15 protein-coding genes are annotated in these 14094 nt (G+C 72.4%); 5 read left to right on the top strand and 10 right to left on the bottom strand.

Annotation, left to right across the window (positions count from 1 at the left end; translation table 11 throughout):
- Nucleotides 1-36 precede the first annotated feature (36 nt).
- The gene (locus tag OG521_06395) at nucleotides 37-393 is read left to right on the top strand and encodes a VOC family protein (protein WUW20441.1); all 357 of its coding nucleotides are present in this window, start codon (nucleotides 37-39) and stop codon (nucleotides 391-393) included.
- Nucleotides 394-451: 58 nt separating this feature from the next.
- Here the strand turns inward: OG521_06395 and OG521_06400 are convergent, their stop codons facing one another.
- Nucleotides 452-2422: a DUF5107 domain-containing protein gene (locus tag OG521_06400; protein WUW20442.1), complete on the bottom strand. Its 1971-nt coding sequence runs from the start codon at nucleotides 2420-2422 to the stop codon at nucleotides 452-454.
- Nucleotides 2423-2641: 219 nt separating this feature from the next.
- Between OG521_06400 and OG521_06405 the strand changes: the two genes are divergently transcribed.
- The gene (locus tag OG521_06405; protein WUW20443.1) at nucleotides 2642-2995 is read left to right on the top strand and encodes a DUF6204 family protein; all 354 of its coding nucleotides are present in this window, start codon (nucleotides 2642-2644) and stop codon (nucleotides 2993-2995) included.
- Between the two features lie 65 nt (nucleotides 2996-3060).
- Here the strand turns inward: OG521_06405 and OG521_06410 are convergent, their stop codons facing one another.
- Nucleotides 3061-3972, bottom strand: coding sequence for a LysR family transcriptional regulator (locus OG521_06410; GenBank protein ID WUW20444.1), 912 nt, complete (start codon nucleotides 3970-3972; stop codon nucleotides 3061-3063).
- A 95-nt stretch (nucleotides 3973-4067) separates the two neighbouring features.
- On the opposite strand from OG521_06410, the gene OG521_06415 reads away from it, so the two are divergent.
- On the top strand, nucleotides 4068-4799 hold the full coding sequence (locus tag OG521_06415) for an SDR family oxidoreductase (GenBank protein ID WUW20445.1): 732 nt from the start codon (nucleotides 4068-4070) through the stop codon (nucleotides 4797-4799).
- Nucleotides 4800-4957: 158 nt separating this feature from the next.
- Here OG521_06415 and OG521_06420 read toward each other — a convergent pair whose 3' ends face one another.
- Entirely contained in the window at nucleotides 4958-5380 is a 423-nt protein-coding gene (locus tag OG521_06420) for a MerR family transcriptional regulator (GenBank protein ID WUW20446.1), read from the bottom strand.
- Nucleotides 5381-5436: 56 nt separating this feature from the next.
- Here OG521_06420 and OG521_06425 point away from each other — a divergent pair, with 56 nt between their 5' ends.
- Both OG521_06425 and OG521_06430 read left to right on the top strand, forming a co-directional pair.
- Nucleotides 5437-6408: an SDR family NAD(P)-dependent oxidoreductase gene (locus tag OG521_06425; protein ID WUW20447.1), complete on the top strand. Its 972-nt coding sequence runs from the start codon at nucleotides 5437-5439 to the stop codon at nucleotides 6406-6408.
- Between the two features lie 251 nt (nucleotides 6409-6659).
- The gene (locus OG521_06430; protein WUW20448.1) at nucleotides 6660-7433 is read left to right on the top strand and encodes a maleylpyruvate isomerase family mycothiol-dependent enzyme; all 774 of its coding nucleotides are present in this window, start codon (nucleotides 6660-6662) and stop codon (nucleotides 7431-7433) included.
- Nucleotides 7434-7560: 127 nt separating this feature from the next.
- On the opposite strand, the gene OG521_06435 is transcribed toward OG521_06430, so the two are convergent.
- The 7 genes from OG521_06435 to OG521_06465 form a co-directional block, all read right to left on the bottom strand.
- The gene (locus OG521_06435) at nucleotides 7561-8892 is read right to left on the bottom strand and encodes a GTP-binding protein (protein WUW20449.1); all 1332 of its coding nucleotides are present in this window, start codon (nucleotides 8890-8892) and stop codon (nucleotides 7561-7563) included.
- Nucleotides 8893-8894: 2 nt separating this feature from the next.
- Nucleotides 8895-9827, bottom strand: a complete 933-nt coding sequence (gene cysD / locus OG521_06440) for a sulfate adenylyltransferase subunit CysD (protein WUW20450.1) — start codon at nucleotides 9825-9827, stop codon at nucleotides 8895-8897.
- Nucleotides 9824-10399 carry an adenylyl-sulfate kinase gene (gene cysC / locus OG521_06445; protein WUW20451.1) on the bottom strand — a complete coding sequence of 192 codons (576 nt, stop codon included), beginning with the start codon at nucleotides 10397-10399 and terminating at the stop codon, nucleotides 9824-9826. The genes cysD and cysC overlap by 4 nt, the downstream gene beginning before the upstream one ends.
- Nucleotides 10400-10524: 125 nt before the next feature.
- Entirely contained in the window at nucleotides 10525-11826 is a 1302-nt protein-coding gene (locus OG521_06450) for a condensation domain-containing protein (protein ID WUW20452.1), read from the bottom strand.
- Nucleotides 11826-13352, bottom strand: a complete 1527-nt coding sequence (locus tag OG521_06455; GenBank protein ID WUW20453.1) for an AMP-binding protein — start codon at nucleotides 13350-13352, stop codon at nucleotides 11826-11828. Before OG521_06455 ends, OG521_06450 begins: the two co-directional genes overlap by 1 nt.
- Nucleotides 13349-13624 carry a phosphopantetheine-binding protein gene (locus OG521_06460; protein WUW20454.1) on the bottom strand — a complete coding sequence of 92 codons (276 nt, stop codon included), beginning with the start codon at nucleotides 13622-13624 and terminating at the stop codon, nucleotides 13349-13351. The genes OG521_06455 and OG521_06460 overlap by 4 nt, the downstream gene beginning before the upstream one ends.
- 91 nt (nucleotides 13625-13715) lie before the next feature.
- Nucleotides 13716-14072: a VOC family protein gene (locus OG521_06465; GenBank protein ID WUW20455.1), complete on the bottom strand. Its 357-nt coding sequence runs from the start codon at nucleotides 14070-14072 to the stop codon at nucleotides 13716-13718.
- Nucleotides 14073-14094 lie beyond the last annotated feature (22 nt).

Here is a 14094-nt window from a genome sequence, read left to right on the forward strand (position 1 = left end):
TCACACACCGCTGACCGGCCAACTACCCTGTTCGGCATGGAAATCCTGGGAACCACGCTGCGTATCTGCGTCGACGACCTGGAGGCCGCGGTGGCCTTCTACGAGGACCTGACGGCGAGTTCGGCGCAGCGCTTCGAGCGCGGCGGGGTCTCCGTCGCCGCCGTCAGCTGTTTTCTGCTGATGAGCGGTCCCGAGTCCGAGCTGGAGATCCTGCGCAAGGTGACCGCGACGATCGCCGTGAAGGACGTCGACGAGGCCCACGCCTCACTGACCCGGGTCGGCGCCCACGTCATCGCGGGCCCCGTCCCGACCCCGGTCGGCCGCAATCTGATCGCGGTGCACCCGGACGGCTCGGTCTTCGAGTACGTCGACCGCAACCGCGCCGCCGGCTGAGGGCTGTCCCGCAACTCCTGGCGGGACAGCCCTCAGAACCGGGAGAGGCCCAGGCTCCTCACTCCCGCGGCCGCATCCGGTAGTTGTACGCGTCCGGCAGCGGCTCGTCGGTGAGTTCGGCCCACACCTCGTCCAGGATCTCGGCGCCCTCCCGGAGGTCGGCGACCTCGAGTCCCGCGTCGAACAGGGCGCGGGCCGCCGCCCGGTCCCCCTCCGCGATCAGGAGGCGCGCCTCCAGGAGGCGGAAGCGGCCCCGGAGGCGCAGCTCCGGCAGCAGGCCGTCCCAGACCGTGCGCGCCTCGGCGGTGCGGCCCGCCGTCAGCTGTGCCTCGATCGCCTCCCGGCCGAGGGCGGCCGTGGCGGCGGACCAGCTCTCGCCGTCGTCGCGGCGCTCCGCGCACAGGTCGTCGAACGCCTCCGCGTAGTGATCGGCCGCGCGGTCCTGCTGGCCGCTCTCCTGGGCCGCGACGGCGAGACAGCGCAGCAGCGGCCAGCGCGACGGGGCGAGCGCGAGACCGCGCTCCCAGCTGCGGACCGCCTGCGCCCGGTCGTCGGAGTGCCACTGGGCGACGCCGAGGTGGTATTCGGTGAGCGGTTCGGCGGATGCCGTCTCCAGCATGTCGCGCCAGTGCGGGGAGACGAGGGTGGGCCCGGGCGGAGCGACGCGGCGGGGTTCGGGGAACGAGCCCTGTTCCAGCAGTTCCAGCCAGGGGGCCTGCTGTTCGCCGAGCGTGGACTCCGCGAACGGGGTGCCGGGCAGCTTGTACCCGGCGCGCCGCACCTCGAGGGCGCCCCAGCCCGAACCGGTGGCGAGGACCTCGCCCGGTTCCGTGTCGGCGCAGCGCCGCCAGGCCCGGTACGCGGCGTCCACGTCGGCACGCGGGAGCACCGCCGCGAGCCGCTGCTCCGTCTCGGCGCGGGCTGCCGCCCAGTCGTCGCCGTGCACGGTCGCGGGGTCCGCGGCCAGCGGCCCGTACGACTCCAGCCAGCTGAACTCGCCGCCCGGCTCCAGCGGTACGTGTTCCAGCTGGGTGCGGGCGAGTCCTGCCTGGATCTCCGCGTAGCCGGCCGTGCCGGGCTCGGTGAGCCACTCCTGCCAGCGGCGGCCGCCGGGCCCGCTGCCCCAGAGGAACAGCTTGCGGCCCCGGAGCAGATCGGTGGAGGTCTGGACGAGCCCGTGGCCGTCCTCGTCGAGCGAGGCGATCCAGCGGCGGGCGCCGTCGGGCACCTCGTAGAAGTAGTCGGCGGGGAAGTCGCCGCGCAGCGGGTACGTACGGTCGACTCCGCCGGACTCGGGGACCGGGACCCGGGTCAGCGTCCGTTCGTAGCCGAAGTGCCAGGCCTCGTCGGCCGGTGCCAGCACCCGGGTGCGCTCGCCCTCCGGGACGGCGATGTTGGACCACCAGTAGACGGGGGCGGGGTGCTCGTGCGGGTTGCGTATCCGCACGCCGACGTGGAGGAAGTCGGAGTCCTCGGGCAGCCACAGGTCGACCTGGAACGGCAGGTCGCGCAGCCGCTCCCACTCCCAGAGCCGGACCATCTCGCCACCGTCGGGCGCCGGGACGCGGGCGGCGTGCACCGGGGCGCAGGACAGGGTGGTGTGGCCGGTCGCGCCGATGTTCCACTCGATGCCGCCGGAGAACCAGGCGCCGTTGAGTGCGAAGTCGGCGGGCTGGAGCACGGGGTTGGCGTAGACGAGGTCGCGGCCGGTCGGCTTGTGGAAGAGGGAGTGGACGCGTCCGCCGAGTCCGGGCAGGACGGTGGCGCGCAGCCGGTCGTTCTCGATGACGATCGCGTCGAGGTCGGTCGGGGTGCGCTCGCGTCCGTAGCCGTCGAGGATGCGCACGGGAAGGACGGTGGCGAGCGGTTCGTGCCCGATCTGCCGGGCCATGTCACGGGGCAGGGCCGCCCGGTCGCGGTCGTCGACGACATGCATCTCGTCCAGCGGCCGCAGCGCGGGCAGCGGATTCTCCGGCCCCGGCGCCGCCGCAGGCAGGGTCAGGACGGTACGTCGTACGGTGGTGGCCAAGGCAACCTCGCTCCCTCACGCGGGCCGCCGCAGGTCCGGGCGCCCCCCGATGACCATGGAACACGCTCGACGCCGCGCGGACCAGGGGATCAGCCATCAGACTTCGGCAAAGCCGCCCGTCGCCGCGCCGCCCGATATTCCGTTTCCGCCCCGCCCCCGGCGCCGTAGGCTCCCCGGGCAGGCGTTGTGCGGTACACGAAACGGAACGGGCGGGACACGATGAGCACGCAGCACACCTACCGAGTGATCGTGCGCGGCACGTGGGAGGGGCTGACGGACGAGGCGCGCGAGCGGCTGCTGGCCGAGGTCGAGCAGCACGGGCTGGCCGCGATGCAGTTCAGCGAGGAGGGTTCGCTGACCTACGACCGGGTGCTCAAACACTTCAGCTTCCGCTACGTGGTCGTGTCGGACGCGCAGGACGGTGACGAGATGGCGGCCGCGATCGCCGAGGACCGCGCGCAGACGGCGCTGCGGAAGGCCGGTTACGGCCACGGCGAGCTGCGGTCGACGGCGACGGACATGGACACGATGAAGATCAATTACAAGGGGCGGCGGGGGCCGGGGACGGTGTGACCGTGGGCCGGTCCCGGCGTCGGCACCTCTGACCAGGAGGTTCTCTCCCGGTCAGCTCCCGCACCTCACGACGGTGGCGAGACGGGCCCGGACCCCTGCCGGCCCGGTGCGCCTTCCCGGTCGAAGCGCGGGAGACGGGTCGCGGTGCGGACGAGGTCGGCTACGGCTCTGGACCGGCTGTGAGGTGGCCAGGCGATGACGGTGGTGACCGCCGGCGCGTCCAGCACGGGCACCGCGGCGAGGTCCGCGTGCAGTTGGGCCCGGCACGACTCCGGTGAGACCGCGCAGGCACGGCCGAGCGCGACGAGCTGCAACAGCTGCGCGTGGTCGCGGACCCGCGGGCCGGGGCCGGCCGGGTAGCTGCCGTCGGAGGCCGGCCAACGGGGCAGGGGCAGGCCCGGCAGCCCGGTGATGTCGGCCATGCGCACATGGGCCCGAGCGGTGAGCGGATGCCCGGCCGGCAGGACCGCGACCTGGCCCTCCGTGCCGAGCTCCTCGGTGTGGAACCCGGTCGTCGAGTCGAACGGCCGGTGCAGCAGCGCCACGTCGGCCCGCCCCTCGCGCAGCTGCCGTTCCTGCTCGGCCGGGCCGCACAGGATGACGTCGACGGGGACCGCGTCGGGTTCGGCGGCGTAGGCGGCCAGCAGTTCCGCCAGCAGTTCGCTGGACGCACTGGCCTTGGTGACCAGGACCAGGCCGGGACGGCCGGTCACGGACAGGGCGGCGCGACGGGTCCGGCGCTCCGCGGCGTCGACCGCGTCGAGCGCAGCGCGGCCCTCGGTCAACAGCACCGATCCGGCCTCGGTCAGCGTGACGGTGCGGCTGGTCCGGTCCAGCAGGGATGCCCCGAGCCGGCGTTCGAGCCGCTGGATCGCCCTGGACAGCGGCGGCTGCGCGATCCCGAGCCGCTGTGCGGCGCGCCCGAAGTGCAGCTCTTCGGCGACGGCGACGAAATACCGCAGTTCCCGGGTCTCCATGCGGCCACGCTACTCCGGATCCATACCCGGAAGGTATCGCCGCCCACCCCATCGGTGTTGGACCGCCGCCGGTCTCCGGGGGCAGCATCGTCCCCATGAGCGAACGAAGGACTGCGCTGGTCACCGGCGCGAACAAGGGAATCGGCTACGAGATCGCCGCGGGTCTGGGTGCCCTCGGCTGGAGCGTCGGTGTGGGCGCCCGCGACGACCGGCGCCGCATGGCCGCGGTGGAGAAGCTGCGCGCTGCGGGCGTCGAGGCGTTCGGCGTACCACTGGACGTCACCGACGACACGAGCGTGACCGCCGCCGCGCGGCTGATCGAGGAGCGGGCGGGGCGCCTCGACGTACTCGTCAACAACGCCGCCATCACCGGCGGCATGCCGCAGGAACCCACCGGGGTCGATCCCGCCACCATCCGGACGGTCGTGGAGACCAACGTGATCGGCGTCATCCGCGTCACCAACGCGATGCTGCCGCTGCTGCGGCGGTCCGCCTCACCGCGGATCGTGAACATGTCCAGCAGTGTCGGCTCCCTGACCCGGCAGTCGGGAACCGCTGCCGAGCAGACGACGGGTCCGGTGGCCGTGGCGTACGCACCGTCCAAGACGTTCCTGAACGCCGTCACCCTCCAGTACGCCCGGGAGCTGAGCGGCACGAACATCCTGATCAACACCGGCTGCCCCGGCTACGTCGCGACCGACCTCAACGGCTTCCGCGGCGTGCGCACCCCGGAACAGGGCGCGGCGATCGCCGTCAAGCTGGCGACCCTGCCCGACGACGGTCCGACCGGCGGGTTCTTCAACGACGCCGGCGTAGTGCCCTGGTGATACCCCGCCCTGACGCTGTCTCGGCTCGCGCTCCGACACGTCGGCCGGATCGGCCGAAAGACCGCCCCGCCGGTGTCGTCGCGGCTTGACCGGGTGGCGGTACCCGCCTTCTTCCGGGCGCCGCATTCCGCATGCGCGACGACCGTCCGTACCCGGCCTCAGGCTGTCGGGTCCCAGAGCCCGTCGGCTTCACCGCGGGCGAGGTGCTCGGCATAGACGCCGACCTTCCAGGCGATGACGGACCGGGCCTCCTCCAGCGCCTCCATCTGCGCGTCGACGCGCTGCCGATGGGCGTCGAGCAACCGCAGACGCTCCGCCTCGTTGCCCGGTCCGCGGCGTACCAGTTCGGCGAAGTGCTTGAGATCGGCGAGTGGCATGCCGGATTCGCGGAGCCTGACACAGATCAGCAGCCATTCGATGTCGAAGTCGGTGTAGCGCCGCCGGCCGCCCGACGTGCGCCGGACCGGTCCGACGAGCAGTCCCTCGCGCTCGTAGAAGCGCAGGGCATGCACGCTCAGTCCGGTCCGCTCGGCTGCCTCGCCGATGCTCAGCGACGGCACCGCGGTCTCGGGGGTTGTCATGCCGCTCATTCCCTGGGCTTGATCTAGACCTCACTCCAGATCGTAGCGTCAGCGGCATGACGACTACTGATCAGCGGCCGCTCGGCTCGCCCTTCTCCGCCTCCAGCACCGCCCAGGACATCGTGGCCGGCCTCGATCTCTCCGGGAGGACGGCCGTGGTGACCGGCGGTTACTCCGGACTCGGCCTGGAGACCACGCGGGCCCTTACGGCCGCCGGTGCCCGGGTCATCGTTCCCGCCCGCCGCCCCGACGTCGCCCGTACCGCTCTGAAGGAGGTGAAGGACTGCGAGGTCGTCCCCATGGACCTGACCGACCTCGCAAGCGTCCGATCGGCCTCCGCACACATCCGCGACCGGACCGGCCGGATCGACCTCCTGATGGCTGTCGCCGGAGTCATGGCCACCCCGGAGCGACGCTTCGGGCCCGGCTGGGAAGGCCAGCTCACCGCCAACCACTTCGGTCACTTCACCCTCACCGCAGAGCTCTACCCCCTCCTGGCCGCCGCGGACGGCGCACGCGTCGTCGTCAACAGCTCGGCCGGTCACACCCTGACCGGCATCCGCTGGCACGATCCGCACTTCCGCACCGGCTACGACAAGTGGCTGGCCTACGGCCAGGCCAAGACCGCCAACGCCCTGTTCGCCGTGCACCTCGACGCCGTCGGAAGACGCGACGGCGTCCGGGCCTTCGCCCTCCACCCCGGCAAGATCATCACGGGGCTGCAGCGGGAGATGACGCTCCGGGACCAGATCGACCGCGGCTGGGTGGACGAGCACGGCCATGTCGTCGGCGAGGGATTCAAGTCCCCCTCCCAGGGCGCCGCCACCGGCCTGTGGGCCGCGACGTCCCCGCTCCTCGACGGCCGGGGCGGCCTCTATCTGGAGGACTGCGACGTCGCACACGCATCCGCCACCGGCACCCCCATGGACGACGGCGGCGTCCGCGCACACGCCACGGCTCCCGACGAGGCGGCCCGGCTCTGGTCCATGACTCTGGCCGCGACCGGCGCCACGCCGATCACCCGATGAACCCCGGCCCCGTGTTCTGCCCATGCCGCGCTGCCCGCCGCCGTCGCGGGCAGCGGGGTGCGGGCCACCGGCCCGCGCTGTATCCGCCCACAACGGGGAGCGCGTGAACTGCCTTTCTCTGCAAGGTTGTTCAACCGAAGGAACGGTCCGGCACGCTGACGAATCGGCGTCGGCGCTCCGCCCGGCCGTCGACGCGTTCGTCCGAACAAATCCGATACCCGGCGGCCGGGGCGCCGTGATAGACAGCCGACGTGCAAAACATCTTGGAGTTCCCCCAGGTCCTGCGGCTGATAGAAGACCGCTCGGCCGCGTTCCGCGCCGCGATCGCCTCCTCCCCCGATCTTGACGTCCAGGTCCCGACCTGCCCGGACTGGACGCTGCGCGAGCTGGCGCAGCACCTCGGGGACGGCCGCCGCCGCCAGGCCGCCATCGTCGCGGCGGGCCCGGGCGCCGAGCCGCCGGCGAAGACGGACCCGAAGGGCGCCCCGACCGCGCCCCGCGACCGCGAAGCCCTGGACGCCTGGCTCGCCGAGTCGACCGAGCTGATGCTCGGCGCGTTGCGCGAGGCCGGCCCGGACCGCGGCTGCTGGACCTGGTGGGGCCGGTCCCAGGCCCCGGAGACCAGCGGAGCCGTGGCCCGGCACCAGATCCAGGAGATAGCCGTCCACACCTACGACGTCCAGCTCGTCCGGGGCGCCGCACAGCCGCTGCCGACGGACGTCGCGGTCGAGGGCGTCGACGAGTTCCTGACGACCGTCGCGGCCACGTCCGTACCCTGGCCGTTCAAGCCGGCGACCATCGACCTGCACGCGACCGAGGGCCGCTCCTGGCGTCTGACCCTCGACGCCGACGGCGTCCGCTGCGACGGCCTCGCCGCCGGCGCGGAGCCGGGCGACATGACGATTCGGGGCGCGGCGAGCGAACTGGTCCTCTACTTCTACGAGCGCGCCCCGTTCGAGGGCCTGGAGACCACCGGCGACACCGAGCCGATGGATCAGCTCGCGGGCTGGGACCCGAACGAGTAGGACCCGGCACGTGTGACGCACCTGTCGGTGGCGCGCCCGCTCCCGCGGTGGCCACCGGCGGAGGCCGGCAGCGCACATGGCCCCCCGGTGGACGAGAGTTGGTGCGCCGCCGGCCCGGGAGCCGGTCTCAGAAGTCCCATCCGTCCGCGCCCGCGTCCGCCGGCACCGTCGCGGACGCGAAGGCGTCGCCCGCCATGCCAGCGGCGAGCGTGGTGCCGTCCGCCGGGTCGATCAGGAGGAACGATCCCGTGCGCCGGGAGTCCGCGTAGGAGTCGAGCGCGAGTGGCTCGGCCGTACGGACCCTGACGCGGCCGATGTCGTTGGCGACGAGCCGGCCCGGGTGCGGGTGCTGGGAGAGGTCGTCGAGCGTGAGCCGCGACGGAATGTCCTCGACGATCGCTCTCACGGTGCGGGTGGTGTGTTTGAGCAGCACCCGCTGGCCGACGGTGAGCGGTGTGTCGGCGACATGGCACACGGTCGCGTCGATCTCCCGGGCGATCCGGGGCGGTTGAGTCCCGGCGGTGAGCATGTCGCCGCGTCCGACGTCGAGTTCGTCGGCCAGCCGGACGCTGAGGGACGAGCCCGCCGACACGGCGTCCGCCGGCCGGCCGAGGACGTCGAGCGAGGTGATGGTGGTGACGCGGCCGGAGGGCTGCACGGTCACCGTCTCCCCGACCCGGAGGCGGCCCGTGAGCAGCTGGCCCGCGTAGTACCGCTCCCCCTCGTGCCGGATGACCGTCTGGACGGGGAACCTGGAGGAGATGTCCGCCGCCCGGTCCGCCGGTTCGACCGATTCCAGGTGTTCGAGGACGGTGGGACCGCCGTACCAGTCCATGCGGGCGGAGGGTTCGACGACGTTGTCCCCGGCCAGTGCCGAGATGGGGATGGCGGTGACCTCGGGGACGCCCAGCTCGGTGGCGTACGCCGTGAACTCCTCGGCGATGGCGGCGAAGACGGCCTCCCGGTAGCCGACGAGGTCCATCTTGTTGACGGCGAGGACGACGTGGGGGACGCGCAGCAGGGCGGCGATGGCGGCGTGGCGGCGGGTCTGTTCGACGACGCCGTTGCGGGCGTCCACCAGGACGACCGTCAGTTCGGCCGTGGAGGCGCCGGTGACCATGTTGCGGGTGTACTGCACATGGCCCGGGGTGTCGGCGAGGATGAACCTGCGCCGGGCGGTGGCGAAGAAGCGGTAGGCCACGTCGATGGTGATGCCCTGCTCGCGCTCGGCGCGCAGTCCGTCGGTGAGCAGCGCCAGGTCGGGTGCGCCGGAGCCGCGCGAGCGGGAGGCGTGCTCGACGGCCTCCATCTGGTCGGCGAGCACCGACTTGGAGTCGTGCAGCAGACGTCCGACGAGGGTGGACTTGCCGTCGTCGACGGAGCCCGCGGTGGCGAAGCGCAGCAGGGTGGCGGCCGACGGGGCGGCCGGCTCCCGGGCGGTGGTGCTGTTTCCGCTCATGTCTAGAAGTACCCTTCGCGTTTGCGGTCTTCCATCGCCGCTTCGGAGAGCTTGTCGTCGGCGCGGGTGGCGCCCCGTTCGGTGAGGCGGGACGCGGCGATCTCGGTGATGACGCCCTCGATGGTCGTCGCCTCGGAGTCGACCGCGCCGGTGCACGACATGTCACCCACGGTCCGGTAGCGGACCAGCCGGGTCTCGACCGTCTCGTCGCCGGCCGGGCCGCCCCAGTCGCCCGCGGTCAGCCACATGGAGCCGCGCCGGAAGACGGGCCGCTTGTGGGCGTAGTAGATCTCGGGGAGGCCGATGTTCTCGCGGGCGATGTACTGCCACACGTCCAGTTCGGTCCAGTTGGACAGCGGGAAGACGCGTACGTGTTCGCCGGGCGCGTGCCGGCCGTTGTACAGCTGCCACAGTTCGGGGCGCTGGCGGCGCGGGTCCCACTGGGAGAACTCGTCGCGCAGCGAGAACACCCTTTCCTTGGCCCGCGCCTTCTCCTCGTCGCGCCGCCCGCCGCCGAACACCGCGTCGAACCGCTCGCTGCGGATCCGCTCCGTCAGCGGCACCGTCTGGAGCGGGTTGCGGGTGCCGTCGGGGCGCTCGCGGAGCTTCCCGGCGTCGATGTACTCCTGCACGGAGGCGACGTGCAGGCGCAGCCCGTGTTCCGCCACGACGCGGTCGCGGTGGGCGATGACCTCGGGGAAGTTGTGCCCGGTGTCCACGTGCAGCAGCGGGAACGGCACCGCCGCCGGTGCGAACGCCTTCAGCGCCAGGTGGAGCATGACGATGGAGTCCTTGCCGCCGGAGAACAGGATCACCGGCCGTTCGAACTCGCCCTCCACCTCGCGGAGGATGTGCACCGCCTCGGACTCCAGGGCGTCCAGGTGGCTGAGGGCGGAGCAGTGGTCCGCGAACAGGTCGCCGGGGCGGGAGCTCATATCAGCCGCCTCTCCGCCAGCAGGCCCAGCAGCGCCGACGCGGATTCGGTGACGGACTGTTCGTGCGCGTCGATGCGCAGGTCGGGCTTGTCCGGTGCTTCGTAGGGGTCGTCGACGCCGGTCAGTCCGGTGAGCTCGCCGGCGGCCTGCCTGGCGTACAGTCCCTTCACGTCGCGCTGGGCGCAGGTGTCCGAGGGCGTGGCGACGTGGATCTCCAAGTAGGGCGTGTGCGAGGCGTCATGACGTTCCCTCACGGCCTGCCGGCTGTCCGCGTAGGGGGCGATGGCCGGGACGAGCACCAGTACGCCGTTGCGGGCGAGCACCTCCGCGACCAGTCCGATGCGCTGGACGTTCGTGTGCCGGTCGGCGCGGCCGAAGCCGAGGCCCGCGGAGAGGGTCCGGCGGAATTCGTCGCCGTCGAGCACCTCCACCCTGCGCCCCTCGTCGCGCAGCCGGTCGGCCACGGCGTGGGCGATCGTCGTCTTTCCCGAGCTCGGCAGGCCCGTCAGCCATACCGTCCCACCGCACGCGCAGTCGCGCGTGGTCAGGCTGGTTCGCAGCTCCGTTTTCACCGGTGTCGCTCTCTTTCTGGAGGTCCAGCGTTGTCCGCCTGCGGCAGATCGACCTGTGCGAAGAGCAGTCGTGGGGGTGCGACCCGGGCCGGGGACAGGGGAGTTCCCGGACCGCGGGGTGTGTGTCATGCCAGCGCGGCCAGCCGGTCGAACAGCTCGCGCACCGGCACGCCGGGGTCGTCGGCGGCCGTCGTCAGCGCGGTCAGCCACTGCCGCAGCATGAGCGCCGCCTCGTCCTCGGTGAAGTAGTCCGTGGCGTAGTCGGCCCGTACGTCCCAGCCGCTGCCGTCCGCGACGACGTACTGGAGCCAGTCGAACTTCGCCGACGCTCCCCCCACGTGCACCCGCTCGCACCGCAGCCCCGGCAGGTCCAGCCGGCTCGGTGACTGGTCGAGGACGAGGCAGATGCGGCCCAGGTGCTCGCCGGAGAGCACGCCCCGCTTGCGGGTGACGCCGCCGCCGATCCGGGCGTAGGGCACGTTGCGGTGCCGCAGCACGTCCAACGACCGGCGTTTCGCCGCGGTGCACACCTCGCCGAACGTGGCGGTGGCGGGGACCAGGTACCGCACCGGCAGGAGATCGGTCAGACAGCCGAAGACGGTGTCGAGATCAGGTTCGCCGCGGCGGGACACGGGGCTCCCGATCACCACGTCCGCACCGTTCACCGCGGCCGCGGTCACCGCCATGCAGGTGCTCATCAGCACGTGCGGTGTGGTGCGCAGCGCGCGTGCCGCCGTGCGTACGGCGTCACCCAGCGCGGCGGGGACGGTGGCGCGCACGCACTCACAGGCGGAGCCACGCCGGGCGGCGAGCGGGCGGGGCCGGGGCGGCAGGTGGGTGAGCACGGGCGCCCCGTCCAGGAACGCGGCCCAGAACGCGAGGTCGTCCGGCGCGATCCCGGCCGCCCGGGCCCGGACCGCGTGTTCGCCGAGCGACAGCCCCGGCGGTGCAAGTCCGGCCGGACCGCCCCCGGCCTCCTCGGCGTACAGGGCCGACAGTTCCTGGTCGAGCAGCACCAGGGAGGCGTCGTCGACGGCGACATGGTGGATCTGGAGCAGCAGCACGTACTCGTCCGGCGCCAGGTCGTACAGGGTCAGCCGGGCCGGTGACACGGTCAGGTCCAGCGGTCGCTGCCCGGCCCGCCGCAAGGTCTCGTGCAGTTCGCCGCCGGGCCACGGGAGGCGTTCCAGGGGGACCGCACCGGCCGGGTCGACGCACTGCACCGCGCCCTGCTCGCCGAGCGTGAACCCGGTGCGGAACACCGCGTGCCGTTCGACCAGCGAGGCCAGGGCCCGTTCCAGCGCGGGGACGTCGAGCGGCCCCACGATGTACTGGGCCCAGGTCTCCAGGAACGGGGAGGGGTCCCCCATGAACTGGTCGGCGATCCAGAGCGCCTCTTGCTCGAAGGTCTGCGGGTACTCACGCATCAGGCGGTGCGCCTCTCCAGAGCCTGCAGGTCGACCTTGCCGTTGTCGCGCAGCGGCAGCTCGTCCACCTGCTCGAACCTGCCGGGGACGGCGTACGCGGGAAGTCTCGTGGTGAGTTCCTTGCGTATGTCCCGGGGAGCCGGTCCGGCGCCGTCGACCAGGGTGTAGACGAGCAGGATGTGCGCGACGGTCCCGCCGGGGTCGGTGCGGGCGACGGCGGCGCAGGTCCGGATCTCCGGGATCGCCGACGCGGCCGCCTCGACGTCACCGAGTTCGATCCGGTTCCCGCTGAGCTTGATCTGCCGGTCGCGACGGCCGTAGTAGTGCAGAATCCCGTCGTCGTCGACCATGCCGATGTCGCCGGTCCGCAGGACGCGGCGCTTCTCGCCCGCTATCTCCAGGACCGGGAACCGCTCGCGCGTCTGTGTCTCGTTGTTCAGGTATCCCAGGGCCACGCCGGGGCCGGCCGCGACGATCTCGCCGCGTTCGCCGCGGGGTGCGGGTGATCCGTCCTCCCGCAGCAGCAGCACCGTGGTGTGGGGTACGGGCACGCCCACCGGGATGCCGGCGGGCGCCGCGCTGTCGGCCGGGCCCATCCGGTGCACGGTCGTCAGCATGCAGTTCTCGGCCGGGCCGAACCCGTTCCAGAGCGGCAGCCCGGGAAAGCGCTCCAGGAACAGCGCCACATGCCGCGGGGACTGCTTCTCGCCCCCGACGTACAGCGTCCCCAGTCCCTCGAACGCGCCCAGGTCCTCGTCGACGATCAGGTTGAACAGCGAGGTCGTCAGCCACACCGTGTCGACGCCCTGGCCGGCGACGAGGGTGCGTAACCGGCTGGGCATCAGGTGGTTCTCGTCGACCACGACGCAGGCGCCGCCGGTGGTGAGCTGGCCCCACAGCTCGAAGGCGTACATGTCCCAGGCCCCGGGCGCGACCTGAGCCGTGATGTGCCCCGGCCCGAATCCGTCCAGTCCGCCCGGGCCGAACATCCGGGTGACCGCGCGGTGAGGGATGAGCACCCCCTTGGGGACACCGGTGCTGCCGGAGGTGAAGAACACCATGGCCGGATCGTCCAGCGCGGTCCGCACCGGTTCGAAGAGCGCGGGTCCCGCGCTGTCCGCGATCCCGGACAGCGGCACGGCGTCGAGCGTGCGGGTGACACCGGGCGGCTCGCCGCCGGACAGGCCCACGACGACCGGGTCGTCGAGCTGGGCGAGGATGGACGCGATACGGCCGGCCGGCCAGCGCGGGTCGAGGGTGGCGTACGCCGCGCCGCTCATCAGGACGCCGAGCTGGAGGGCTATCAGGTGGACGCCGCGCGGGACCAGCAGCGGGACGATGTCTCCCGGCCGCACACCCCAGGCGGCGAGACGGCCGGCCACCACCCTCGCCGCCGTGGTGAGTGTCCGGTAGTCGACGCGTTCCTCGCCCTGGACCAGGGCGAGGTCGTGGGGTGCCTGCTCGGCGTACGCGGCCACCGCGGCGTGCACGGTGCGCAGCGGCGGCAGCTGCTGCGGCCCGGTCACGCCGCACCGAGCCGGATCTGCTCGGCGAAGTCGGCCAGCTCGTCGTGTTCGAGCAGCCAGGCCGGGTCGACACGCAGTCCGAGACGGCGCTCGATGCGGGCGCAGATGCGGATGGCCGCCAGGGACGTGCCGCCGAAGTCGTAGAAGCTGTCGCGCCGGCCCACCAGGTCGACGTCCAGCACCTCGGCGATGACGGCGGCGACCTGCTCCTCCAGTTCGTCGGCCGGCTGCTCGTACGCGGCCTTGCACACGACATCGCGGTTCTCGGTCACGGGATCTCCTGTTCTCGTCTGCTCGGGTTGTCGTGGCTGTTCGGCCGGTCGTGGCTGTTCGGCCTGTCGTCGCGCGGGGTCCGCCGGTCTTCTACCGGCCGGCCAGGATGCAGAACTCGTTGCCCTCCGGATCGGCCATGACCACCCAGCCGTCCGACGAGCGGAAGTCGGTGACGACACTCGCGCCCAGCGCGAGCGCGCGTGCCACCTCCGCGTCCTGGGCATCGCCCTCGGGGCGCATGCAGAAGTGCATGCGGTTCTTCACCTGCTTGCCGTCGGGCACGAGGATGAAGAGGACCGTGTACCCGTGCTCGGTGACGACGTAGCACTCGTCGGACCCCGGCCGCACCCCCTCCTTCGGGGTGAACTCCGCCATCTCGCACCACCATTGGGCCTGGGCGTACGGGTCACGTGAGTCAACGGTCGTGTGGGACAGGGTCAGGCTCATCGGGGTGCGCTCTTTTCCGGAC

Origin of the sequence: Streptomyces sp. NBC_01463 (assembly GCA_036227345.1) — a bacterium.
GTDB lineage: Bacteria > Actinomycetota > Actinomycetes > Streptomycetales > Streptomycetaceae > Streptomyces.